The following is a 25,547-nucleotide window of genomic DNA, read 5'->3' on the forward strand; positions in this document are numbered from 1 at the left end:
GTCTCCACTTATAAGATCACCGACACTTATTATGAATTCAGGCCTCAATAATGCCAATTGTGATGCTGCTATCTCAAATATCTTATCTCTTTCTCCTCCATTAAGATCAGAAAAAACAGCAAAGGAAAACTTATCATTACTGTCATCAAAGGTAGACTTATTCCAAGGTTTTGGCCCTTCATGAACATTAGCCTTAAAAACTTCTGGTTCCGTATCACAATTTGATAACAGAAATAAAGTTAATAGCAAAAGAATTTTTTTCATTTATTGTTTTGAAGTCATCTGTAATACTAGAAATTTAAATAAATGTAAAAGTCTAAATCTAATGTACATAATCTTCAAAATTATTATTACAGTATTTATTGTAGTTGCTATTTCTGAAATTACTAAACGCTCAACGGCTCTAGCTAGCTTACTAGCCTCAGTGCCATTGGTTTCAATTTTAGCCATCTCTTGGATCTACTTTGAAACAAAAGATATCGGAAATATAATAAACTTATCTAAAAATATTTTGATACTAATTCCCCCTTCATTGATTTTCTTTATTATTCTTCCTATGGTTCTATATATAAAAATAGACTTTATTTATTCATTACTCATTTCAATTTCTATGACAATAATTTTTTATGGTATTTATATTTATTTACTAAAAACTGCCGGAATAAATATTATCTGAATTAATAATAAAAGATCATCCAGAAGCTGTATAACCTCCATCAACAACCACTTCAGAACCTGTCATATAGGAGCTATCAGTTGAAGCAAGGAATAAAGCAACTTTAGCCACCTCTTCTGGAATGCCTAATCTCTGCATAGGGTGAGCTTTTTCTAGTTGAGATCTGATCTCATCTTTAGTTCCTCCCGTTTGCTCCACTGAATTATTAATAATATCTTTAACCATATTAGTGTTGATACCACCCGGATGAATGCTATTCACTCTAATATTAATAGAAGGATCAGAAAACTCCATTGCATTAGATTTTGTTAATAATCTTACTGCTCCTTTAGATGCATTATAAGAACTAAGGTTTGGCGTTCCAACCATACCAGCTACTGACGACATGTTTATAATAGATCCTGAAATGGGGTTATTAGCAGATCTCTTCATAATCTCCTGACTAGCTATTTTGGTTCCTAAAAAAACACTATCAAGATTGACAGCCAAAGCTTTCCTCCATTCTTGCAGAGTAGTATCTTTTAGAGGTTTTTGTATAATTATTCCAGCATTATTAACAAGAATATCTAAACCTCCATATAAATTAGAAGTGTGATTGATCGCATCTATCCAATCTTGTTCGCTGGTTACATCATGCTTGATAAAATGTGTCTCAATATTTTCACTATTTATTCTCTTAGATGCCTCTTGACCTCTTTTTCTAGCAAGTCGGAGAGAACAACTTTTGCACCCGCATTTGCAAACTTTTTTGCTATTTCAAAACCAATCCCTCCAACAGCTCCTGTTACAAGAGCAATTCTGTCCTTTAGTTCTGTCATATTTAATCTCCTAACACCTTAATTAGAATTAAGAACGTATGAGTCTGCCAGGCCTTGCACCCGTATCACTATCATTTTCTCTAGTTTTGACTCCAGCTACAAATGTATTTAAGTATCCTTCAGCAGATTGCAAGATTCTATTCCCTCCTGCGGGCAAATCATGTGCTACCTGTAATTTACCTAGTTTTAATCTTTTTAAGTCAAAAAGATTAATATCAGCTCTTTTACCTACTTCTAGACTACCTCTATCTTTCAAACCAAAAAGGTTAGCGTTAGTTAATGTTTGTTTTTGAACTATCAGTTCAATAGGGAGTTTAGGTCCTCTTTTTCTATCTCTAACCCAGTGTATTAGTTGATAAGTAGGATTCACTGCATCAAATATTAAGTTTACATGAGCCCCTGCATCACTTAATCCTATTGTAGTATCAGGATGCAATATCATTTCATGCATGACATCAAAATTACCATCGATAAAATTAGCTCCTAATAATATAGCAAAACGATTACCTTCATCTTCCAGCAAAAAGTCATACATAAAATCATCCATATCTTTCCCCAGAGATGCTGCCAAAGTACCAAGGTTTTTGGAAGCTTCTGGTTCGTAGTCAATGGGATAATCAATTGGAAACATTGCAGGCGCTGCCATCCCCAAGAGTCCATTTATGCTTGCCATAGTGCCAGGTAATTCAGGATCAATATCCTTATCAGTTAGAATAGCTTTTTTGATTTCAGGTTTTTTCATTTCTAAGAACATCTCTTCAAATGGCAATTTGGTTAATCTTAAAAATGTCTCCCTTCTTTGAAACATATGATAAGACTTCAGGCTTGTAACAAAACCTATTGGACGTGTGGTAATTTGGGGTGTTACTTCCAAGCCTGAAGCTTTCGCTTGCTCTACAATTTCCATACAATTTCGCCATTGATCTGGACGAACATTATTTTGAGCTAGGGTAAATGTAACTGCACTCTGACTTTCTGCTGCAATTTTAGTAAATAGCTCTACTTCTTCTTCAGTTGTATATTTCTCCTCAACTAAATCTCCAACAACGCCTGCTGGAACAGCTTGGAAGATACCCTTTCCGGCAGATTTTATTGCTCTAGCTATTGATAATAACTCCTCTGATTCTGCATAAGTACCTGGAATAGGATCACCTTGAACAGATCTATGTCCTGCTGTTCGAGATGTTGAAAAACCTAATGCACCTGCACTAATAGCTTCTTTCACAATATCACTCATTGAATCTAGGTCATCAGATGTAGCATCTTCATGCACGAGGGCTCTTTCACCCATCACATAATTTCTTACTGCGCTATGAGGTACCTGAGTTCCTATATCCATACTAAATTCACGTTTACTCAAATAATCTAAGTATTCAGGAAAAGTTTCCCATTGCCCCCATTCTATTCCTTCATATAAAGCTGTTCCTGGTATATCCTCCACTCCCTCCATTAGATCTATCATTCTTTGTTCTCCACCTGGATGGACTGGTGCAAAACCTACTCCACAATTTCCCATAACTACACTTGTTACACCATGACTAAAAGAAGGGTCTAAAGTATCATCCCAACTAACTTGACCATCAAAATGTGTATGCACATCTACCCAGCCAGGTGATGCAAAAGCTCCTTGCGCATCAATTACTTCTGAAGCTTCTCCATCTATCTCTCCTATTCCTGCAATAACACCATCCTTAATAGCTATATTTCCTGTAAACGGTTCAATACCTGTTCCATCCACAATGGAAGCATTCTTTATTAAATAATCAAACATCCTTTCCTCTCCATATATTTAAAATTTCTATTTACTCAATTCAACTCAGTACCTTCAACAGTAATGCGGTGCATTAATCTCTTTTGTCCATGATAATCATTTAAAGCATAATGCCAAGTGCATCGATTATCCCAAAAAGCTAAAGATCCTGTTTTCCATTTAAACCTGGTAATATTTCTATTCTTAGTGGCGTGTTCATATAATAAATCTAAAATGGGTTTGGATTTCTCTACAGTCCAGCCTTCAAAATGAAGTGTAAAGGTTCTATTTACATACAATGCTTTTCGTTTACTCTCAGGATGCGTGATAATAACTGGATGTATTGCCTCTTGAGTAGCTAGATCCGGATTCTTTAATCGATCTCCTGAGGCTTGAACATAATTAGATTGATTGCCAAATACATGACTACTTGAATGCACAGCATTTAAATCTTCTAGTTTAACTTTCATATCTTCAGGTAAATTATCATAAGCTTTATACATACAGGCAAATAAAGTATCACCACCATTCTCTGGTATCTCCTTAGCTAATAATATTGAACCCATGGCAGGAACTTGATCATATGAATGATCAGTATGCCATTCTCCTCCAATATTTCCTTTTTGATCTCCTTCTTTCTTAACCTCAGCTATCTGTTCATACCCTTTCACTTTTGCAAAAAATCTATTTATATTTATGTCACCCCACCTAGAAGCAAATTTTAGGTGCTGCTCAGGTGTAAGATTTTGATTTCGAAAAAAAATTAGTCCATGGTCTATAAAAGCTTTTTGAATAGATAAAAATGTAGAGTCCGATAGATCTTTAGATAAATCTACATCTTGGATCTCCACTCCTACATCCCCATCTACAGGTACTAAATTAATAGAACTCATCTACTGATTGTACTTAATTGTATTTATTAAGAAAGATATCTTAGTTTAATAAAAAATTGTAACTTTATAGTGAATTAACTTTATTGTTGATTTAGTATCTATGCTAAATTTTAAAAAAATATATGAGCGCTAAAAAAAATAATGAATTTAGCTTCAATGCTAATCAACTCAAAAAGAAATATAAAGCAGAAAGAGATAAAAGAATTAGATCAGATGGAAATGAACAATATCAAGAGATAAAGGGTGATTTAGCATATTTTCAGGATGATCCATATATAGAACCTGGATATGAAAGAGAGCCTTTAGAGGATGAAGTAGAAGTAGTTATTATTGGTGGTGGCTTTGGAGGTTTATTAGCGGCCGCAAGACTCCGAGAAGCAGGAATTAATGATCTTAGGATGATTGAACGTGGTGGTGACTTTGGAGGAACTTGGTACTGGAATAGGTACCCAGGAGCAATGTGTGATGTCGAATCATATATTTATCTACCTCTTTTAGAAGAGTTAAAATATATTCCGAAAGAGAAATACACTCATGCTCCAGAAATCCTGTCTCATAGTAAGAATATCGCTAATAAATTTGATTTGTATTCAAATGCTTGCCTCCAAACTGAAGTGACAGAGCTCAAATGGGATGAAGGAATATCTAGATGGATAATATTCACAAACCGTGGAGATAAAATGAAAGCTAAATTTATCTGCATGTCCAACGGACCATTAAATAAACCAAAACTACCTGGTATCAAGGGAATCAAATTATTTAAAGGTCATTCTTTCCACACAAGTCGTTGGGACTATCAATATACAGGAGGGAGTTCAGAAGGAAATTTAACAGGCCTAAAAGGAAAAAAAATAGCTGTTATTGGAACTGGAGCAACAGCAGTTCAAGCAGTACCTCACATAGGCGAAATGGCTGAAGAGTTATTTATTTTCCAACGAACACCTTCCTCAATAGATGAAAGAAATAATTCTCCAACTGATAAAAAATGGTCCGATAGTCTTAATCCGGGATGGCAAAAAGAAAGGATGGACAATTTTAATACACTAGTTTCTGGAGGTTTCCAAGATGAAGATCTAGTAAATGATGGTTGGACAGATATTATCAGAAATTTAGCTATGGCATTTTTACATAATACTGATGGAGAAATGAGCCATGAAAAACTCATTGAAATGATGGAAAACGCAGATTATCAAAAAATGGAACAGATCAGGTCTAGGGCGCAGGAACTTGTGAATGATAAGGACACAGCTGAATCCTTAAAGCCCTACTATAGGCAGTTCTGTAAAAGACCATGCTTTCATGATGATTATCTTCAAACCTTTAATAAACCAAATGTCCATCTTATTGACACCGAAGGAAGGGGAGTAGAAGAAATTACAGAGAATGGTCTGGTCTTTGATAATAAAGAATATAAAGTTGATTGTATAATTTATGCTACTGGGTTTGAAGTTGGTACTTCTTATACCAGAAGATCAGGATATGATGTTATTGGTAAAAATAATATTTCTCTTAATAAAAAATGGGAGAATGGTATTAGAACTATGCATGGAATGCATGTAGAAGGTTTTCCGAATTGTTTAATTATGGGACAACAACAATCTGCTTTTACAGTTAATTACCCTCACCTTCTTGATGAACAAAGTAAAAATATTTCTTACATAATTAAACATTCTTTTGAAAATAAAATTAAGACATTAGAAGTGTCAGAAGAAGCTGAAGAAGCATGGGTTCAAACTATTATAGAGAGTGCACAGATTGCTATAGGTTTTTTAGAAAGTTGCACACCTGGTTATTATAATAATGAAGGAAATCCAACTGAAAGAAGTGCTCAAAATGGATCATATGGTGGAGGATCAATAGCCTTTTTTGCTTTAATGGAAAAATGGCGTGAAGAAGGTGATCTAAAGGGATTAATCCTAAATAAATAACTTAATAAAACTTTATATTGGCTAAATCAATTTCGGCCTGAAAATCTTTACCAAAAGCTACAACTCCTAAAGATTTGATTTTTGAAGAACGGACTTTACCTGGTAATCTCCAACTACTTTTCTTAAAAGAAGAAAAAGGTAAGGTTACTTCTTTCCAATCAGAACTTACTTCAAAAGACGAAGCGTAATAATCCCAAGGGAATATTGTTGCTCCAGTTCTAATATGAATAAAATATTTATTATTATTCCCCCTAACTTTAATTTTAATTCCATCAAAATTAGTGCCTTTCAACTTAGTTTGTGTTCTAAATTGTATAAATCCTCCATTATTCTTTGTGCTAACTTCACCTTGAAGTCTATAAAACCTAGTATCTTTTTCATTTAATTCTAAGAGATTGCCAGTTGAGACTCCTCCCATGACATTATCAGTGAACATGTTCCATTCTACTTTTTGATCACTTAAATTATCCAAAGTAGTACTTGAAGTATTAAATGCTAGGATCATAGTTACAAGTAAGGATATTTTCTTCATGTTATTTAGTTCCTATTAGTCTAACTTGTCTTTCTTATTTAGATTCTCTTTACTAATATCTCTTAAATCTTTTAATAGCTGCTTATTCTTGAAATGATTCCTTTCTTCTTCTTCTGTTAAGTAATTCCAACCTTATATTTTTTTGTTTTCATAACTAAATCCAGTTAAGAGATATTTCTATCTTTACCTTCCCAGTATGGAGCCCTGAGCTCTCTTCTAAGAATCTTGCCTGACGGATTACGAGGTAATTCACTTATAAACTTAATAGACTTTGGACATTTAAAACCTGCTATTTGGGTTCTAACGTATGAAATTATATCATGCTCTTGAAGCCTAGAATCTTGACCTAGAACCACAAAACCTTTTACTACCTCTCCCCATTTATCATCAGGAATACCTACAACTGCAGCATCAATAATTTCAGGATGACTCATCAAAGCATTATCAACCTCTGCAGGATATATATTCTCAGCTCCGGAAACAATCATATCTTTTACTCTGTCATGAATGAATAAGAAGCCTTCTTCATCATAGAAACCTGCATCACCAGAAACAAACCAATCTTCTTTAAATGCTTCGATCGTAGCCTTAGGTTTATTCCAATAGCCCTTCATATTAGTAGATGATTTAATAAGTATCTCACCTACTTCACCAACGGATAACTCATCTCCTGTTTTATTAATTATCTTAATTTCAACTCCAGGACCAGGTTTTCCACATGATCTAAGTTTATTTCTACTTGGATGATGATCTTTTGGATCAAGAATTGTGACTGTTCCATTTGTTTCAGTAAGTCCATAAACTTGCCAGAAATCACAATCCATTATTTCTATAGCTTTATTTAAAGTTGCTTCTGCTATCGGGGAAGCTCCATATATCACTGTTTTTAAAGAAGAGAAATCTATTTGATCTACTTTAGGATGCTGTATAAGAAAAAGTATTACAGCTGGAACAAACAAAGTATTCACTATCTTTTCTTTTTCAATTAAGTCCAAGACTATCCCTGGATCTAAATCTGCAACTATAATATTCTTGCAACCGGAAACTATTCCTCCTATGCCCATATTAGTGCCTGCAACATGAAAAATAGGCATACAAACCATGTTTGGAGTGCCTTCATCAAAATATTGATAATATGTTTCCTGAGACATTTCTGCACTTGCTGTGAAATTTATATTGGATAGTTGAACGCCTTTAGGATGACCTGTGGTACCAGAGGTGTAAAGCTGAATAACGTCATCTTCTTTAAAAACAGGAATCAGTGGATCTATATCTGATTGCAAATCTCTCCAACTCGAATAATCCAGCCATTCATCATGAGCTCCTTCCATTGAAATAATTTTCTTGATGTGAGGTATCTCATCTTTTATTTGGTTAATTAATCCATAAAATTCAGGACCTACAAATATCATCTGACTTTTGGAATCGTTAAGTATGTATGCAACTTCTGGAGCTGCCAACCTCCAATTAATTCCTACAGCAACAGTATTTGATTTCAAGGTTCCGTATAAAAATTCAAAATAAAGATCAGAATTTTTGGCTAAAAATGCTACCCTAGAATTAGGTTCACAGCCTTCTTCAATTAATCCTTGGGCAACTTTATTAGCAAATACATCAAACTGCTTATATGTAGTTTCTCTTTCTTGAAATTTATGAACAATTGAATCAGGAGTTGTTGCAACTCGCCATCGAAAAACATCCACTAAAGGTTTTTGTATAGGTATATTCATAAATATAACTTAATTTAATAGATATGAATTAATATGTCTAAAACTCTTGTAAATAAATCTTATTATGAATAAAGAATTTATAAACCTTATAGGTAATACTAATTTAATTAGATTGAATATAGCATCAGAAGAGACTGGCTGTGAAATATTAGGGAAAGCTGAATTTCAAAATCCAGGTGGCTCAGTAAAAGATAGAGCTGCCTGGTATATGATTAAGGAAGCAATAGAAGAAGGTAAACTTCTACCTGGTGGAACAATTGTAGAAGGAACGGCGGGTAATACTGGAATAGGCATAGCTCTAACTGCCAATTCTTTGGGTTATAAATCAACCATTGTAGTTCCTGAAACTCAAAGTAAAGAGAAATTACAACTCATAGCTGCATGTGGAGCAGATTTAATTACTGTTCCAGCCGTTCCTTTTAAAGATGATAATAATTATATTAAATATTCTGGAAGATTAGCCGCAGAGCTTAATAATAAGAATAGTAAAGGAGCTATATGGGCTAATCAATTTGATAATAAGGCGAACAGAAAGGCGCATTACGAAACCACTGGACCTGAAATTTGGACACAAACTAAAGGCTCTATAGATGCTTTTGTTTCTGCAGTTGGAACGGGTGGCACAATCTCTGGTGTAAGTAGGTTTTTAAAAGAACAAAATCCTAACATAAAAATCTGTTTAGCTGACCCTCCAGGAGCTGCCTTATTTAACTATTATGTGAATGGAGAATTGAAAGCCGAAGGATCTAGCATCACTGAAGGCATTGGCCAAGGAAGGATAACGAATAATCTAGAAGGCACTGAAATTGATAAAGCATATCTAATCCCTGACCAAGAAACTATCGACACTATGTTTAGTTTAACTAAAGAAGAAGGTCTATTTTTAGGAAGTAGTTCTGGAATAAATGTTGCTGCAGCTATCAGATTAGGTAAAGAACTTGGACCAGGTCACTGCATAGTAACAATCCTATGTGATTCTGGAACAAGGTATCTATCTAAACTATATAATCTTGAATTTCTTAATTCTAAGCAATTAGTGGCTCCAAAATGGCTCAGCTCATGATGTATTTCAAAACCTCTTACTTTGGCAAGTACCAAATTGGAGAAGACCAAGCTCTTTCATTTATTTCTTGATCTGCTTCAACCGCTAAAGTTTCACAAATATTTAATTCTGTACAATCAAATTTAGACCACCTAGGAGATGACAACTCTAAAACTCTTGCATACCAAAAGGCGGGAGATGTTTTATTAAACTCTTTGTCAACCCAAGTTAAACAAAGCTGATCCTGCTTGAAATTTTCTTCAGTTATCATTATTACTTTCTCAATAATTTTATGATCAATTAGTACTCCTTTAATTATTTCTACCTTAACTAATGGTAATTTATCTTTGTAAGCTTTAACGAAAATAGTAGGATTTGATTTAACTTTAGAAATTGTTCCTCCCATATTTGTTAATTTATTATTTTTGAAATTACAACTTTTGTCATTTTTTTCATCAGAAAGAGCAATCTTTAAACCTATCCTAGGTCCACTTGTTGAATAGGTTTCTCTTCTTTTTAAAGCAGAAAATATACTTGATCTTGTATTTTCTTCTGCCCAAACACCTACAAGCCCGCCTGGGTTAAAAGCAAGTTGGGCACTAGAAAGACGTCTTTCTATATTATCTCCCCAACTCCCTACATTTCCTTTCCAGCCGTTTTCTGCAACCCTGCCTCCTGTGCCTGAGTGACTATCCGTAGAGCCAATAAAGCCTAACTGAAGAGAGTTTAATGAGGTTTTCTTGTAAGAAATTAAACCTTTACCTAAAAGGCTTCGAGCATACCCAGATCGAATACGTAACCATTGCCTTTCTCTTTGTGGAAGATCTTTTAGAAGGACTCCTGAGGCAAATCCATTATCCGAGAACTCTCTAGTAAAGGCATTTTCAAAATTACAATCTGAATCTAATTGATCCCAATGCTCCGGCAAACACTCACTTCCTCCCTTGCTCTGAAACATCTCTACCAATCTTTCATATTTAACTCTTCTCAAAAGTTTAAGCTCAGAAATATTCTCAACCTCAAATCCTCCGCCTTCTGACCAATTTATATTATGGGGTATAGACAAAACATCACAGCCTTCTTTTAATTTGCACTGATCTTCTAAAGCCTCAAAGAGTAGATCAACGCTTGGATAACGAATATAGTCCAAAGCTTCTTTACTAACTTCATTAGAGGCATAAATAATATTCCTATGCCAATGATGACTATTTGGAGTTGCTGACCATTCATTACCTATGAATGCAGTAAAATTACATTGATCATTAGCTTCATTAGCAAAATCTTGAACTCTCTTCCATTGCAAGGTTGCTGCTTCTTCACATTTCTCTGGATTATCAATACATAAAGTAGAACGTATTGGTTTATCTTCTGATATTAGTGGTAGAAAAAATCTCTGAAAAACATCTAGTGAGGTTGTAGAAGAATTACTACCAACCCTTAATTCATTACAATAAGGAAAATCTGAATACAATGGGTCAGAACATAAATACATCACATCAAATGTTTCAGCATGATCAGTAACTGCCATAAAGTCTAATGGCCTCTTTAATTTAACTAGTGTCTTATTATCTGCTAATAGTTGCCCTTTCCCTCTAGCAAAGTCAAAAGCCTCTCCAGGATTATTTCTTGTACCAAACGCATAAGCATCCATAGAGTATCCACTATGAACATGTAAATCTCCCCAAAAAACTTTTTTATCGTCATTACTACCAGGACATTTATATTTAGAAAGATTTTCTCCATAAATTGAGAAAAAGAAAGAAAGAAAGAAAGAGTGGACTAATAAAATATTTTTTAACATAAGTAATCCTAATTAAGTAAATTTTTTCTTTTCATCCAATCTTTGCAAAGTGTTGCTGACTCTTGAGACTTTTCTGATTGACCAAAGTAATAGTGATTTGCTCCTTGTATCCAATGAAGTTCTTTATTTTCATGGCCAACTGAATCAAACAATTTATTAGTATGTGAAGGAGTAATGCCATCATCAGCAGTATTTCCTATTACTAGAGTGGGAACACTAATTCTTTTTGCACACTCTATACCGTCACCATTTGCATCATCAAAACTCCACTGTGATAACCAGCTTCTTAAAGAACAATATCTGGCCAAGCCTATAGGGCTATTATTAACAACCGCAGGCTCACCTAAAAAACACCAATTAGGTTTACGTTCATTTTTATCTATGGAAGGATCTAACCATCTAGGATCAGCCATAGTTCTGTGAACTACAAAAGCATGCTCTCTTGTTAGATCTCCAGCTATCTTATAACCTTCTAATTTATTTTTTACCCAAGAGGTAATCCTTCTATTCCTTGCAATTTGTGCTTCCGAATACTTCCTTAAAAAATCAGATGAATAAGGAGGTTGATTTGCATTCTTTGGATTATAAATATCTAATTCAGCGTCCCTATTTTCTGGATCATTTTCATCCAAAACAGACCCATCTAACCATTCTGTAAATGTTCTATGCCTAGAAAGATGAGCTGCAATTAGCATAACACCATCAGCAGGAATTAAATCTTCTTGAGTTAAGTTAGGGGGATCTCCGGCAGGAGTAGCTATTAGTGAAGGATTTTCTGCTTCCGACTGATAAAGGAGTGACAAAGATCCTCCTCCACTCCAACCACCAAGGATAACTTTTTCATATCCATTTCTTTCTTTTAGAAATTTAATACAATTTCCTAGGTCTACAACAACTTTTTCCATGATTAAAGCCGAATCAGTACCACGATAGCGACTATCACACCAAACCGTATGAACACCTTGCTTGGCCAAAGAATTTATCATTGGCAAATAACTACCTCCACCAGTTGGATGCATAAAAACTGCTACAGATTTCGCATCAACTCCCTCAGGTCTCAACAAGTGAGCTTTTAAAGAAATATTTCCTATTTCCCCTGCATAAGTATCTTTATAAGCTGACTTTTCTTGAAATGAGAAAATTAATGGGACTCTAGTATATTTAAACAATGCATTTTCTTTATTTATAATCTATTTTTTACTTCTTGCGTCTAAAGCTTCTTCACTAAACAAATTTAACTTTATTCCCCTTGTTCTCTTTGTCCAAAGAGATAACTCGTTGTGTGCCTTCTTGGAATCTTCTTCCATTATTTGATCATGGTCATCGGCTCTGCATGTAAATTCTAGCTGAATACCATTAGGATCAAAGATATAAAGAGACCTTACAAAATCATGATCAATTTCAAAAGAAGACCAGCTAATATTATCCAAATTGTTTTTGATTTTTTTTAAATCTTCTAAATTTTCTACTTGTACAGCTACGTGAGAATCAAACCCATTCATATCCTTAAAGAAATCAGGTGGTACATTATGAGGGTCATCGAAAAAAGCAATATAATTGCCATCTTTCATTTCAAAAAATATATGCATATATTCTAATTTTTTTGAGGTACCCGAAACATGATCAAAAGCCATAGCAGCAGCTAGTTTTAATCCCAAAATATCTTCGTAGAACCAACGAGTTTGCTCAGCATCCCTACACCTATAAGCTACATGATGAACACTGTTAATAGGTACATAAGAAGAGTTCTTTTTTATTGTCATATTCGCTCCAAATCTTAGATTATCTTAATACAAATTAAACTGAAAAAATAAAAAAAATTTACAATACATCTCTCAATATTTAAGTTATGTATTATTTAATGCAGAATAAATGAGAGTTCTAAGCTCTCTTCTCAATTGATAAGTACTTGAAGGGATTAATTGGGTCATAAAAATTAATACTATATCTTCAACTGGATTAACCCAAAAAACAGTGCTCGCCATACCTCCCCAGCCAAATTCTCCTGGATCACTTAAGACTTGAGACTTAACAGGATCAAGCATTACAGAAAAACCCAACCCAAAACCGATACCTTTGTAAGGCGTTTCACTAAAACTAGAACCGCTAGTTAAATCTGTAAGATCTTTACCATCTGGGAGATGATTAGAAGTCATCATCTCTAAGGTCTTTCTTCCTATAATTCTTTTTGCATCTAGCTCACCATGATTAAGAAGCATGGAACTAAATTTATAGTAATCAGATATAGTGGAAATTAAACCCCCTCCTCCTGAGAGAAACTGTCTTTCTTTAGTTATATCCCTAGGAGTACCTTCTTTTATCAGACTTGGCTGGTTATTAGGAACATATTGATAACAAGCAGCCATCCTATGGACTTTTTCTTCAGGACAATGAAAGCCCGTATCAATCATTTCCAAAGGCTCAAGAATATTTTTCTTTAAATATTCATCAAATTTTAGACCTGAAAAATATTCTACTAAATAACCTATAACATCTGTTGAAACAGAATAATTCCATTTATCACCTGGAGAAAACTCTAGTGGCAACTCAGAAAGAGTATTAACCATATCTTCAAGAGAACCTGTGTTTTGTAATTTAGTTTTACGATATGCTCCATCAACATTCGTTCTGTACATGAAATCATAGGTAAGTCCTGACATATGGGTTAACAGATCTCGGATAGTCATATGTCTTTCTGGTCTGCTTGTAATAAAATCAGGATAAACTCCAGCTTCATATACTCTCAAGCCTTTCCAAGAAGGAATGTACCAATGAACCGGATCATCTAACCTAAACAAACTCTTTTCATATAATTGCATTAAAGCTACGCTAGTCAATGGCTTAGTCATTGAATAAATGCGAAAAATAGTATCTTCTGCCATAGGCGTAGAATTCTCTCTATCCATTAAACCAAGAGCATCTAGATATGCTATTTTACCCTTTCTTGCTACAAGAGTTAGAGAACCAATCAATTTACCAGGGTTAATATATTCAGCATCTAGGTGAGTACGAATATTAGATAAAACGGAGCTATCTAATCCTACAGACTCAGGCTTGACAGTTTTAAGAGAAAATGAAGTTTTATTTTTAATCATAAGTGGATGACCATAAGACTTGATTGGGAAAAGTATGTCAAGAAACGAGTATTTTATAATCTCCTAAAAAAGGCTATTATTAGTCTTAAATTTAACTTTAGAGGATTCTTATGCATGACATAGTAATAAGGAATGGGACAATTGTAGATGGTTCAGGAGAAAAAGCATTCGTCGGTAATATAGCTATAGATGATGATAGAATTACAGCAATTGGAAAAGTAGATTCAAAAGGAAAAAAAGAAATAGATGCATCTGGAAAAGTTGTAACACCTGGATGGGTAGATATTCATACACATTATGATGGACAAGTATGCTGGGATCCTTATTTAACTCCTTCAAGCTGGCATGGAGTTACTACTGTAGTAATGGGTAATTGTGGAGTAGGTTTTGCTCCTGTTAAACCAGGCTCAGAAGAATATCTGATTCAATTGATGGAAGGTGTTGAAGATATTCCAGGTACCGCTCTTCACGAAGGCATTGACTGGAATTGGGAGACCTTTCCTGAATTCCTTGATGCTGTAGAAAAAAAAGAACTAGTTATGGATGTTGGTGCAATGATTGGGCATGGTCCAATTAGAGGATATGTAATGGGTTATGAGAGATGCCAGGGGAAAGATGATGCTACTCCCCAAGAAATAGCTGAAATGTCAAAAATAACCACAGAGGCAATTAACGCTGGCGCTCTAGGGTTTAGCACATCAAGGACTTATTTACATAGAGATAAACAAGGTGAATTAGTGCCTGGTACAGAAGCTGGACAGGATGAAATGAGATCATTATCAATGGCCATTTCCGACGCTGGTGAAGGTACTCTTGAAATAGTATCTGATTGGATGGATCAGGATATCGAAATGGATTGGATTAAAGATTTTGTTGAAAATACTGACCGCACTCTTACTTACGCTCAAACAAGCGGCGATCCATTCGTAACTTGGAGATACTGCGAAGAGAACTTTTCAAATGGTGGTAAAAATATAAGGCCTCAATTTGCTGGCAGACCTACAGGCATGTTATTTGGATTAGAATCTTCTTTACATCCATTTGTAGCTCATCCAAGTTTTAGAAAAATTTCTAAGCTTCCTCTAGAAGAAAAGGTTTCAATAATGAAAGATCCTGAATTTAAAAAACAATTATTAAGTGAATCACATACTTTTGGAGATTCTAGATACCTTGGAATGATTACTAAACTGATCAGTACTTTTGAAGAACAATTTCCAATGGATGAAATCCCTAATTATGAACCTCCTAAAGAAGAAAGTATTGCTGGTATAGCTAAAGCTGAAGACAGAGATGTTTTTGATGTAGTTTATGACGAAATGCTAAGAAATGAAGGTAAAAGCTTTATATATGCTTGTTTTGCGCCTTACCCAGGACATACTCTAGATTTCTATAAGAATATTATTGAATTTAAGAGTTCAGTTGCTGGATTAAGCGACGGAGGGGCCCACTGCGGTTTAATTTGCGATGCTAGTATGCCTACTTGGAATATTACTCATTGGACGCGTGATAGAAGTAGAGGAGATAAAATCTCTCTTGAATTCATTGTAAATAAACAAACAAAAGAAACTGCAAGAACATTTGGTTTGTTTGATCGAGGGGAAATAAAAAAAGGTTTTCTTGCTGACATTAATATAATTGATTATAAAAATCTAACTGTTTATAAACCTGAAATGGTTTATGACTTGCCTACTGGTGGCAGAAGAATCATCCAAAAATCTTCTGGTTATAGTACAACGATCAAAAGTGGAATTATTACCTATGAGAATGATATAGCCACTGGAGAGCTACCTGGATCTTTAATAAGAGGAGAACAGAAAGCTTTAGTAAGTTAAATAAGCCTTAAACGAAATATGGATATTTTTAACACTCCTGATATTGCTGACGCTAATCCTCGCGTCAGAGCATTAGCTCCGATTCTTAAGAATCTTGGAGGAAAAAAAAATTTTTTTGGTAAAATTCAAACTATCAAATGTCCTGATGATAATTCTCTAATTAAAGAACAATTAAATAGTCCCGGTTTGAATAGAGTACTTGTTGTTGATGCTAAGGGAGTTAATAAGGTAGCACTATTAGGCGACATGATGGCAAAAGCTGGTATAAAGAATGAATGGTCAGGAATAATAATAAATGGATATGTCAGAGATATAGATATTCTTAAAGCCATGGACATTGGAGTTCAGGCATTAGGTACTATTCCTGTGAAGAGTGAAAAAAGGAGTTTAGGAGAAGTGGGAACCAACATCTCATTCGGAGGCTTAGTTTTTAAACCTGGACAATATATCTATGCAGACAATAATGGTCTTTTACTAAGTGAGACTGAATTAAAATTTTAAAGAGATCTTAGAGCTGAAGTAATATCTTCTCGTGCTGCTTTCCATGCCGGGAAAAATCCACCTAAGAAACCCACTAATAAAGCTAAAAATAGACCTTGCTGCACTATGTTTAGCGTCACAGCAAAATCAAAAGAAGTTTGACTAAAAGTGCCTCCCGCTAAAGTAGAAACTGTATACCCATTAAAGATTATATAAGACAAGCCAGCACCTAACAGACCGCCCAATAAAGCTAAAAACATAGATTCAATCATTACTGCACCTAAAATTGAACTACCTTGAAAACCTAAAGCCCTAAGAGTGCCAATTTCAACTAACCTTGTAGATACTGCACTATACATTGAGTTCAAGGCCGCAAAAACTGAACCAACTGCCATGATAGAGGCAACTAAATAACCAAACACATTTATTAGGGCTGAAACTCCTGCACCTTGTTCTTTATAATATTCAGATTCCCTTTCAACCTTCACTTCAAGCCTAGGTTCATTTTCTAAATAAATAGCAAATTGATCAAAACTATCTTTATCTTCAAGTCTAACGATAGCATTCGTTGAAGTTGCTCCTCTGTTGAACGCTGATTGAGCTATAAGAAGATCTGCCATAACTTCAGATTCATGCACGTCACCACCAGAAGAGAAAATCCCAACTACTGTCCATTCTGCACTTCTAAATTTAATACTATTTCCTATTTCAAGACCCTCAAATTGGCTATAAGCGCCTCTGCCAACTATTATCTCACTTCTTCCTACTTCAAAATTTCTTCCTTCTATAATCTTTAATTCAGGTCTGATGGAAAAGCTCATAGGTTGAACACCTCGAAAAGGGAGATTTGATGTATCCTCGGCTCCTTTCTTTTTTACATCTACAACAGTATAAAGTTCAAAAGAAACCATTGGTGATTGATCTTTGGTCTTAAGTCCAGTTGCATTTCCAATAACGTTTGCCTCTTCCCTAGATATACTGCTGCTTAATTCAGAATTAGATCCTGACCTTAAGACAATAGCTCTATCTTCGTCACCAGTGCTCTCAACAGTTGAGCGCAAGCCACCAGCCATTGCAAGCAAAGAAACCATAACAGAAACCGAACCTGCAATACCAATCACTACTACTAATGAGGATCCAACACGTTCTCGAATAGATCTTATATTCATATCAGTGACTGCAAACATTTGTCTAAACCATTTCATATCATTCCTTTCTTAATGCATCAACAACCTTAAGTCTCATAGCAGCGATGGCTGGGGGAAGGCCTGATAGTAAAGCTGTCAAAAAAGCCAATACTATTCCTGATAAAATGATGGAAGGCTTAAACCCAAAATCACCAAAGAATGCATATAAACCAACCTGCATGCTTGGTATTATTGCTGCGGTTAAAAGTAAACCTAAAATTGCTCCAAGAATACAAATAGTAATAGCTTCAAAAAGGACCAAAAACATAACCGTCATATCTTTGTAACCTATGGCTTTAAGGACAGCTATTTCAGAAGTTCTTTCACGGATAGCTTGACTCATGGTATTACCTGTTACTAATAAAATAGTAAAAAACACTGCTGCAAGGATAGAATTCATAATGAGGCCTATATCGCCTACTTGGCTTGCAAACATTTTATTATCTGCTGCCTCAGTTCGGGTCTTAGTTTCGTCAACGGAATTAGCAAACATAGCGTCTATTTGATTAGCAACTTTTTCACCATCATTTTTATCTCTTAATTTCACTACAAAGTTACCAACTTTGCCTTCATCTAGGCTCCTTGCTTCATCAAAATAAGCAAAGTTTATGAAGACCTGGTCCTCTTCGGCCGGATTCTCTGGTTCACTAAAGATTCCAACAAGATCAAACTCCCAAAGGTTTGTTCCATCTTTTTTATAATAAATATCTCCAGTAATTGGAATTTTATCTCCTATCTCCCAATTAAATTTTTCTGCCAAGCGTTTTCCAGATATCATGCCTGCCCTATTGCTAATAAATTCATTACGCTGATCTTCAGGTATTTTATACTCTGTATATATATCTAAAAATTCCTTAGCTGGAACAGGCCACTTAGGAAAAAAATTCCTTCTATCTTGATAAGTACCGCCAAACCAATCTCTATGAGCAACAATTTCCACTTCCTCAATACCCTTGATACGTTGCAAATAACCTATTGGAATAGTATCAATAATGGAGTACTTAGAAGCAACCACCAGCCTATCATCTCCTGAAAAATTTATATCATCCGTAAAAGCTACTGCCACTGATCTAAGTAATCCAAACAAGAGAAAAGCAACTGTTATAGACATGAGCGTTAGAAATGTTCGCCATCTTTTCTTATTCAGAGCAGCAAATACAATTGTCCAATATCTCATGATTTATCCCTTCGCTAAAGCATCTACTACTTTTAAACTATAGGCCTTAAAAGCAGGAATAAATCCAGCTAAACTAGCAAGTAAGATGCCCAAACCAAGGCCTGATAGGATTTGAAAAGTATCTACACTAAACATACCCTGCGTTACTCCTCCGCTTGCTGCATCTATCAGAGGCAACAATGAAACGGCTGTAAAAAGACCAAGAGCGGCTCCCACAACTAGAAGAACATTACATTCAATAATAACCATGATAAATAGATGAATATTCTTGTACCCCATGCTCTTTAAAATAGCTAAATCTGGTATTCTCTCTCTGACAGATTGATTCATAGTGTTTGCTGCTATCAACAAGATGGTAAAGAATACTGCCGCCAAAATCGAGCTCACTATTAATTGGAAATCCCCTATGTCTTCTAACATTTTAACAGCCATACCACTTTCTGTAGTGGTTCTAGTTGCGTCCGCAGAATTTTCATAATTTTTATCTATAATATTAGTAACTCTAGGTATATCTTCTGGATTAACATCTGCTATAAACATTGAAGCAGTACCTTTGAAATATCTTCGAGCTTCGTCTAAATAGTCATAACGAATCATGACACCTAATTCATCAGCTTCGGGACTAGTTTCATATAGCCCGACTATATTAAATTCCCATAAATCCGATCCATCTTCTTTTAGGGTCATGCTACTTTTTATTGGAATCCTATCTCCTATTCTCCAACCTTTTTTTTCAGCAATTAACTTGCCTACCAAGGCTGCCTCTCTGTCTTTTTGGAATGCTTCAAGAGATTCATCAGTCGTTTTAAACCTTGTATAAACACTAAAAAAATCGCCGCCTATAGCTGTGACAGCCGGATTTTCTATCATAGATTCCATGTCTATAGCCATGTAATCCATCCAAGCCAACCCCTTAATTTCTTCCAAAGAATTGAGAAAATTTATAAGACTTATAGGTAATTTTCCATACATCATATTGTATTTAGGAGTCACGATTATAATATTTGCTGACAGCATATCGTGTGTTCCTTCAAATAAATCATCCATGGAATGAAGGAGTCCATATAAAAGAAAGGCTATAAAAATAGTCATGAATGTAAAAAAGGTTCTTACCTTTTTTCTAATAAGTCCGGCTTTAACTAAAACCCAATACATTGTTAATCTTTTAATTGACCTTTATCTAGATGAAGGGTTCTTTTTGCAAATTCAGCTGCCACGGGATCATGAGTCACCATTAAAATAGTTTTCCCATGATCATTATTTAAGATTTTTAATAATTCTAGGATTTCAGTTGCAGTTCCTCTGTCTAAATCACCAGTTGGTTCATCGCATACCAAAATATCAGGATCTGATACTAACGCTCTTGCAATTGCAACCCTCTGTTGTTGCCCGCCAGATAATTCATTTGGTTTATGACCCGACCTGTCTAACAAGTCCACTATGGTCAGGGCTGTTTTAACATGCTCTTCTCTTTGACTTCTAGATAATTTAGTTAGTAATAAGGGTAATTCAACATTCTTTTGCGCTGTAAGTACGGGGAGTAAATTATAAAATTGAAATATAAAACCAACATGGCTAGCTCGCCAATTACTCAATTGATTAGAGTTCATCTGTTCAATTCGTTCTCCATCAACAGAGACACTTCCTGAGCTAGGAGTATCTAATCCTCCTATCAAATTAAGCAAAGTTGATTTTCCAGAACCCGAAGGGCCCATGAGAGCAAGAAAATCTTCCTTAGGTACATTTAGATTAAGGTTATCTAGCACAACCAATTCCTCTCCACCTCTAGAATATATCTTAGTAAGATTTTGCACTTCAACTAAAGTTTCTGACATAATTTATTTAACCTCAATTTTTTGATTATCTTTGTAACTTGAATTATAAGATTCTGCAACCCTATCCCCCACCCTTATTCCCTCTATTATTCGAGAATAATTAGATGTTTTATCTACTAGAATTACAGACTGCTTCAATAGCTTTCCGTCTTTTATTAAAAAAACATAATGTTCTTCTCCTTGCTTGGAAACAGCACTATTAGGAACTACAACTCCATCTATATTCTTTGCAGAGGAAGATGAAGACTTTTCTAGGAAAGACACCTTAGCACCCATATCGGGTAAAACTCTTTGATCCCGCTCTAAAAACCCAATTCGAACTTGCACAGTCGCTTTATTCCTATCTGCTGTTGGTATAATGGCAATTACTTCAGCGGGTATATCCCAATTAGGGTAAGCATTAAGAGTTGCTAAAGCTGGTTGCCCTGATTCTACTCTATTTATATACGATTCATTTACATCTACTTCTATCTCTAAAGAATCCATATCTACAATGGTGCATATACCTGTTCTTGTAAAACCTCCTCCTGCAGAAATGGGTGAAATCATCTCTCCTGGTTGAGCTGCTTTATCTACTACAATTCCACTAAAAGGGGCTAAAATTTTCATATCTGCAACTATTTGCTTACTTACTTCTGTCTTAGCCTGCATACCTTCTAGCTGAGCTAGAGCTGAATCTAATGAAGATTGGCTAATTAACTTTTCTTTCATGAGTTCTAACCTTCTATTGTAGATACGCTCAGCTTCATTTAACTGTGAAATACTATAATTAAGTTCCGCTTGAAAAGTGCTATCGTCTAACTGAGCAAGAATCTGCCCTTTTTTAACAAACATACCTTCCTCAATAAAAACTTCCATTACTTTCCCAGTAATCTTAGAGGATACCGTAGCTTGCCTTCTTGCAGTTACATAACCAGAGGCATCTAAAACACTTGCAGAAGGCGCCCCTGAAACACTAACAGGCTTTACAAGAACAGAAGATACTTCTTGAAGATCTTCATCAGAAAAGAACCAAGAACCAATAATTACAAAGAAGATGAGGGCTCCACCAATTTGTAATAATTGCTTTATTGGCAAAGGGTCAGTATCTGTTTTCTCTTCTTTATTTATCTTTAGATTATTAAGAAGCTCTTCTTTTTCTGACATTATTTCTGCATTCTACAGTGATTTAATCCATTCTTCGATAAGAAATATTGCTTCCTCATGTACTAAGGATCTTCCTGCTTCAGGCATCATTATCCCTGGATCAGTTGATAACATTCTTAACAATAAGATGGACTCCTCAGGATATTGAGGAACAATGGAATATTTTAAACTTCCACTTCCTCTACCAGCTGCCACAGGACTTTTAAATACTCCTAAATGCTTAGGCCTCTTTTCACTATAATTTAAATAAAGACCAGTAGAATTTGCTGCTCCTGAAGGCGCATGACAATGTCCACAATTAATGTCTAAATAAGCTCTTGCCCTCAAATTTAAATCCTGATCCTTATCTTTCCAATTAGCTGTGCTAGTAAGATCTTCTGGGTAATTGTTAATTAGATTAAGTTCTAACCACTTTAAAAGTTGGTTCTTTGAACCATCATCATAAGTATATTCTTTATTAAGATTTCTAGCTTTAGGTCCAATAGGTGTCATAACATCATTAGAAGCATGACATTCTTTACACTCATTTTTATTTGGTACTTTATATCTAACCTTCCTCACTTTGCCTTCCTTATTTATCCAGGAAGTTTTAATTGCTTTACCTGCTATCTTAATAAAAGCCTCATCTTGCTGATCGTTCCAAACATAAGATACTGCTTCCCATCCAGACTCTTTTTTTAATAATAGTCTTGTTTCTAGGAGATTTCTGCCTAGCGAATTATCTCTTACATCTTTGGGGTATAAGAATGTTTTAATAAGAGCAGTACCCAGAGGGAAATCAAAAACCCTATCTTCCCTATATTCAGCTTGTTTTTCATCTGGGACATAAACAAAACGTAACTTTTCTGAATAATCAGAGAATAAAGCAGAAATTAAATCATAAGGTAGAACATTTTCATGGGGGATTTGTGCCTTAGCGTCTTTAAAAAAATTAAACTCTGATAAAGTTGATGGAAACTCAACAGCTTTAATAGCCTTATCATTTACTGCTAATAAACAACTGCTATATATAAAACTTAAATAAACTACTACAAATAGTTTTTTCATTATAATTTTTTGGAAGCATTATATGAATAAACCTTGCCAGAATTTTTTTTAAGATTTTTCTTAAGAATGACATCATAACCATTAACATTAGAAATTTCTTTTATCCCATCTACATGCATCTTTAATCCCTTAAAATCTTTTAAATTCATAACTTTCTTCTTTGCCTGTTTAGCTCCTGTTGCAGCTATAAAATAATTTAAATGAGATTCATATATTCCTTCTCCAATCTCTTCATCATAAAAACCTACATGCACCATATATAATTTCATTGTTACCTCTAAAAAATATTTAAATCAAATTAGGCTAATACTTTGTCTTTTATTGCTAACTCTATATCCACCTTCTAACAGAATTACAATAAGATACATATTCATCTCCAAATAGTTTTTGCAATGCAATTTCTTCTGGAACTATTTGCAAATAATTAATACTGACGACAAACAAAGGTAAAAGAATAAATACAAACCAAGTACCAACATAAATACCAAAAGCTAATATCACAGCGCATAAACCTAAATACATTGGGTTTCTAGTAAATTTAAAAATTCCATCTACCACTAAATGACTTGCTGATTCAGGATTTAAGGGATTCACAGTAGTATTAATTCTCCTGAATTGGGTCGAAGCAGAGAGCACACACCCCAAACCTAATATAAAAATAAATAAAGAAAAGATCAATTGACCTTCAAATATATAGCTATCCATCCAAACAGATGAAATATAAAGAATAACAATAAAGGCTATAGCGATAATAGGAGGGGGAATTTTAGTTTTTAGCATAACTAATTATATTTGATTATTACTTCAGGTAATGGATTTATATGACCTTTATATACCTCAATATCAGTCTCAGCCGGATCAAAAAAAGGAAGCATATACTTAATCGGGTTAATTGTTAAAAAAGAAACATCTCCATTGTCTTTTAAAACTATTTTTTCATCTGAAGGTTGGCCTAGGATAATTTGAGATAAAGGTAAAACGCCGTCCCAAAATATATCTGGCATATCTCCCTTAGAAAGATCAAAGACTATTGAAGCCAATTCTCCTGTTTCTATATCTGGATTAAAGCCCACTTCTCCAAAGCGATTATCATGAACCTGAATAGCCTTTGGATGAGGATAATAATTTTCATCGTCCGTTGGGGAAGAATAGGAAACTATGGCTAAATTAACTGTTCCATTTCCAAATATATCATTATCAAAGATCTCTACATGTGAATTAGCCTGGACTATCATTCCAGTTCCTCTTGGTACCTCACCAACTATATTACCTTCAGGGGCAAAATTATCAGTATCGTTATTAATTGCTTTGTTTCTAAAAACTCTTACATGATGACCACCTTGTTGAGGTAAATCAGGTAAATCAAAAACTAAAATTCCTGCCGTATTATGAGAGGCTAAATTATCATAAACATCAGCATAATAAGAATTTTCTATTTCGATTCCTGCAACATTAAACTTTGCTATGCTGTTTCTAACAATAATATTCCTTGATTGACCAACATAAATTCCTGCATCAGATGCTCCTATAGCAACACATCCATCTATCAACACATCATTTGATTCAACTGGATATAAACCATATGCACCATTATTGCTATCAGGTCCATTTGTCCACTCTGTCCTTAAATTAATCATATATATACCATCAGCACCTATAACTTTTAAGGCATCTCCCTTTGCATCCTCAATAGCAAAGTCTTTAAGTGTTACTTTACTAGATGTTACAAGAAAACCTTGAGCTCCTGATAATTGGCCTTTGAAAGAAAGTATAGTCTTATCGCTGCTATAGCCCCTTACTGTGACGTTATCAATATCCAGAGACAGACTGTCTTCAAAACTAAAGATACCTTCTGAAAGAGTTAATATATCTCCTGGTTCAAGCAATATAAGAGCTTCTTGAATTTCTTCTTCTGAATTTTGATTAGGATATAGAATAATCTCCTTACTAAAAATTGAATTAGTCAAGATTAAAAAAAGTAGAGAAATAAAAATTCTATAAAAAATATTCAATAGAGACCTCCAAACTGATATGGTTAACTAAATTCCATTATAGAAGGAACTTAGATTATGACATTTGAGATTATTATAATAGTTTTACAAACTTTAGGGCCATTTACCGTATTAGTTACTGTATATTTTCTTGTAACAGAACTTAGAGAGCAAAATAGAGTTGCTAGAGCTAATGCAAGACAAAATATTGCAGACAGCCATCAAAAACTCACTCTTGCTGGCTTAAAAAAAGACTTAGTTAGAATTAAAATAAAACTTCGTAACGGCGAAGAACTAACTCAAGAAGAAGATGCTATGTACCTAACTCATTTTACAGCCATTGTAAGGGCTAGGCAAAGCCAACATTATCAATACAGCATTGGAATGCTGGATGAAGAAGAATGGGCTGCTATGCTTTCCTCATTTAAAACTTTATTCAAAGACCCAAAAAATCTTGAAATCTGGAATTGGATTTCTCCGACTTTTCCCAAAGAATTTGTTGAATTAGTTGAGAAACAACTCCAAGATGGAGAAATATTTAACCGCCCTGATCCTAGAAAATAAATGAATAACTCTGATCAACAAAT

Annotated in this window: 25 protein-coding genes and 1 pseudogene; 6 read left to right on the top strand and 20 right to left on the bottom strand. The window is 34.5% G+C overall.

The window, feature by feature from the left end:
• Nucleotides 1-264, bottom strand: a 264-nt coding sequence (locus tag P8J93_02295) for a metallophosphoesterase family protein (GenBank protein MDG2060631.1), incomplete at its 3' end; no start/stop codon positions are given.
• 61 nt (nucleotides 265-325) lie between these two features.
• On the opposite strand from P8J93_02295, the gene P8J93_02300 reads away from it, so the two are divergent.
• Nucleotides 326-676, top strand: coding sequence for a DUF3147 family protein (locus tag P8J93_02300; GenBank protein MDG2060632.1), 351 nt, complete (start codon nucleotides 326-328; stop codon nucleotides 674-676).
• A 15-nt stretch (nucleotides 677-691) separates the two neighbouring features.
• Here the strand turns inward: P8J93_02300 and P8J93_02305 are convergent.
• From P8J93_02305 to P8J93_02320, 4 genes and pseudogenes are all read right to left on the bottom strand, one after another.
• A pseudogene (locus P8J93_02305) lies at nucleotides 692-1,366 on the bottom strand (SDR family oxidoreductase).
• Nucleotides 1,345-1,494 (bottom strand): SDR family NAD(P)-dependent oxidoreductase, encoded by a 150-nt coding sequence (locus P8J93_02310; GenBank protein MDG2060633.1) that lies wholly within the window; start codon nucleotides 1,492-1,494, stop codon nucleotides 1,345-1,347. The pseudogene P8J93_02305 and the gene P8J93_02310 overlap by 22 nt, the downstream one beginning before the upstream one ends.
• Nucleotides 1,495-1,522: 28 nt before the next feature.
• Nucleotides 1,523-3,265, bottom strand: coding sequence for an amidohydrolase family protein (locus P8J93_02315; protein ID MDG2060634.1), 1,743 nt, complete (start codon nucleotides 3,263-3,265; stop codon nucleotides 1,523-1,525).
• 35 nt (nucleotides 3,266-3,300) lie between these two features.
• Nucleotides 3,301-4,137 (bottom strand): TauD/TfdA family dioxygenase, encoded by an 837-nt coding sequence (locus P8J93_02320; protein ID MDG2060635.1) that lies wholly within the window; start codon nucleotides 4,135-4,137, stop codon nucleotides 3,301-3,303.
• 122 nt (nucleotides 4,138-4,259) lie between these two features.
• On the opposite strand from P8J93_02320, the gene P8J93_02325 reads away from it, so the two are divergent.
• On the top strand, nucleotides 4,260-6,065 hold the full coding sequence (locus tag P8J93_02325) for an NAD(P)/FAD-dependent oxidoreductase (protein ID MDG2060636.1): 1,806 nt from the start codon (nucleotides 4,260-4,262) through the stop codon (nucleotides 6,063-6,065).
• Between the two features lies 1 nt (nucleotide 6,066).
• On the opposite strand, the gene P8J93_02330 is transcribed toward P8J93_02325, so the two are convergent.
• Both P8J93_02330 and P8J93_02335 read right to left on the bottom strand, forming a co-directional pair.
• Nucleotides 6,067-6,597 carry a CIA30 family protein gene (locus P8J93_02330; protein ID MDG2060637.1) on the bottom strand — a complete coding sequence of 177 codons (531 nt, stop codon included), beginning with the start codon at nucleotides 6,595-6,597 and terminating at the stop codon, nucleotides 6,067-6,069.
• Between the two features lie 164 nt (nucleotides 6,598-6,761).
• Nucleotides 6,762-8,327: a long-chain-fatty-acid--CoA ligase gene (locus P8J93_02335; GenBank protein ID MDG2060638.1), complete on the bottom strand. Its 1,566-nt coding sequence runs from the start codon at nucleotides 8,325-8,327 to the stop codon at nucleotides 6,762-6,764.
• A 64-nt stretch (nucleotides 8,328-8,391) separates the two neighbouring features.
• Between P8J93_02335 and P8J93_02340 the strand changes: the two genes are divergently transcribed.
• Nucleotides 8,392-9,390, top strand: a complete 999-nt coding sequence (locus P8J93_02340) for a cysteine synthase A (protein MDG2060639.1) — start codon at nucleotides 8,392-8,394, stop codon at nucleotides 9,388-9,390.
• A gap of 16 nt (nucleotides 9,391-9,406) precedes the next feature.
• Here the strand turns inward: P8J93_02340 and P8J93_02345 are convergent, their stop codons facing one another.
• The 4 genes from P8J93_02345 to P8J93_02360 all read right to left on the bottom strand — a co-directional run bounded on the left by P8J93_02345 (nucleotide 9,407) and on the right by P8J93_02360 (nucleotide 14,265).
• Nucleotides 9,407-11,170 (bottom strand): DUF3604 domain-containing protein, encoded by a 1,764-nt coding sequence (locus P8J93_02345; protein MDG2060640.1) that lies wholly within the window; start codon nucleotides 11,168-11,170, stop codon nucleotides 9,407-9,409.
• Between the two features lie 8 nt (nucleotides 11,171-11,178).
• Entirely contained in the window at nucleotides 11,179-12,339 is a 1,161-nt protein-coding gene (locus P8J93_02350) for an alpha/beta hydrolase (GenBank protein ID MDG2060641.1), read from the bottom strand.
• Between the two features lie 21 nt (nucleotides 12,340-12,360).
• A complete protein-coding gene (locus tag P8J93_02355) occupies nucleotides 12,361-12,933 on the bottom strand; it encodes a VOC family protein (protein MDG2060642.1) in 573 nt (190 codons plus the stop codon).
• An 84-nt stretch (nucleotides 12,934-13,017) separates the two neighbouring features.
• On the bottom strand, nucleotides 13,018-14,265 hold the full coding sequence (locus P8J93_02360; GenBank protein ID MDG2060643.1) for a serine hydrolase: 1,248 nt from the start codon (nucleotides 14,263-14,265) through the stop codon (nucleotides 13,018-13,020).
• Nucleotides 14,266-14,375: 110 nt separating this feature from the next.
• On the opposite strand from P8J93_02360, the gene P8J93_02365 reads away from it, so the two are divergent.
• Entirely contained in the window at nucleotides 14,376-16,097 is a 1,722-nt protein-coding gene (locus tag P8J93_02365) for an amidohydrolase family protein (GenBank protein MDG2060644.1), read from the top strand.
• Between the two features lie 18 nt (nucleotides 16,098-16,115).
• Nucleotides 16,116-16,598 carry a ribonuclease E activity regulator RraA gene (gene rraA, locus P8J93_02370; GenBank protein ID MDG2060645.1) on the top strand — a complete coding sequence of 161 codons (483 nt, stop codon included), beginning with the start codon at nucleotides 16,116-16,118 and terminating at the stop codon, nucleotides 16,596-16,598.
• Here rraA and P8J93_02375 read toward each other — a convergent pair.
• The 9 genes from P8J93_02375 to P8J93_02415 form a co-directional block, all read right to left on the bottom strand.
• Complete coding sequence (locus P8J93_02375) at nucleotides 16,595-17,782, bottom strand: ABC transporter permease (protein MDG2060646.1); 1,188 nt, start codon at nucleotides 17,780-17,782, stop codon at nucleotides 16,595-16,597. The genes rraA and P8J93_02375 overlap by 4 nt on opposite strands.
• A 1-nt stretch (nucleotide 17,783) precedes the next feature.
• The gene (locus P8J93_02380) at nucleotides 17,784-18,941 is read right to left on the bottom strand and encodes an FtsX-like permease family protein (protein MDG2060647.1); all 1,158 of its coding nucleotides are present in this window, start codon (nucleotides 18,939-18,941) and stop codon (nucleotides 17,784-17,786) included.
• A gap of 3 nt (nucleotides 18,942-18,944) precedes the next feature.
• Nucleotides 18,945-20,033, bottom strand: a complete 1,089-nt coding sequence (locus P8J93_02385; protein ID MDG2060648.1) for an FtsX-like permease family protein — start codon at nucleotides 20,031-20,033, stop codon at nucleotides 18,945-18,947.
• Nucleotides 20,034-20,098: 65 nt separating this feature from the next.
• Nucleotides 20,099-20,776, bottom strand: a complete 678-nt coding sequence (locus tag P8J93_02390; protein ID MDG2060649.1) for an ABC transporter ATP-binding protein — start codon at nucleotides 20,774-20,776, stop codon at nucleotides 20,099-20,101.
• A gap of 3 nt (nucleotides 20,777-20,779) precedes the next feature.
• Nucleotides 20,780-21,922, bottom strand: coding sequence for an efflux RND transporter periplasmic adaptor subunit (locus tag P8J93_02395; GenBank protein MDG2060650.1), 1,143 nt, complete (start codon nucleotides 21,920-21,922; stop codon nucleotides 20,780-20,782).
• A gap of 12 nt (nucleotides 21,923-21,934) precedes the next feature.
• The gene (locus tag P8J93_02400) at nucleotides 21,935-22,969 is read right to left on the bottom strand and encodes an SO2930 family diheme c-type cytochrome (protein MDG2060651.1); all 1,035 of its coding nucleotides are present in this window, start codon (nucleotides 22,967-22,969) and stop codon (nucleotides 21,935-21,937) included.
• Complete coding sequence (locus P8J93_02405) at nucleotides 22,969-23,238, bottom strand: hypothetical protein (protein ID MDG2060652.1); 270 nt, start codon at nucleotides 23,236-23,238, stop codon at nucleotides 22,969-22,971. The genes P8J93_02400 and P8J93_02405 overlap by 1 nt, the downstream gene beginning before the upstream one ends.
• Before the next feature lie 61 nt (nucleotides 23,239-23,299).
• Nucleotides 23,300-23,749, bottom strand: a complete 450-nt coding sequence (locus P8J93_02410) for an isoprenylcysteine carboxylmethyltransferase family protein (GenBank protein MDG2060653.1) — start codon at nucleotides 23,747-23,749, stop codon at nucleotides 23,300-23,302.
• Nucleotides 23,750-23,751: 2 nt separating this feature from the next.
• Nucleotides 23,752-24,936, bottom strand: coding sequence for a parallel beta-helix domain-containing protein (locus P8J93_02415; GenBank protein ID MDG2060654.1), 1,185 nt, complete (start codon nucleotides 24,934-24,936; stop codon nucleotides 23,752-23,754).
• A 102-nt stretch (nucleotides 24,937-25,038) separates the two neighbouring features.
• On the opposite strand from P8J93_02415, the gene P8J93_02420 reads away from it, so the two are divergent.
• Complete coding sequence (locus P8J93_02420; GenBank protein MDG2060655.1) at nucleotides 25,039-25,524, top strand: hypothetical protein; 486 nt, start codon at nucleotides 25,039-25,041, stop codon at nucleotides 25,522-25,524.
• Nucleotides 25,525-25,547 lie beyond the last annotated feature (23 nt).

This window comes from SAR86 cluster bacterium (assembly GCA_029268615.1).
Classification (GTDB): domain Bacteria; phylum Pseudomonadota; class Gammaproteobacteria; order Magnimaribacterales; family Magnimaribacteraceae; genus JAQWNM01.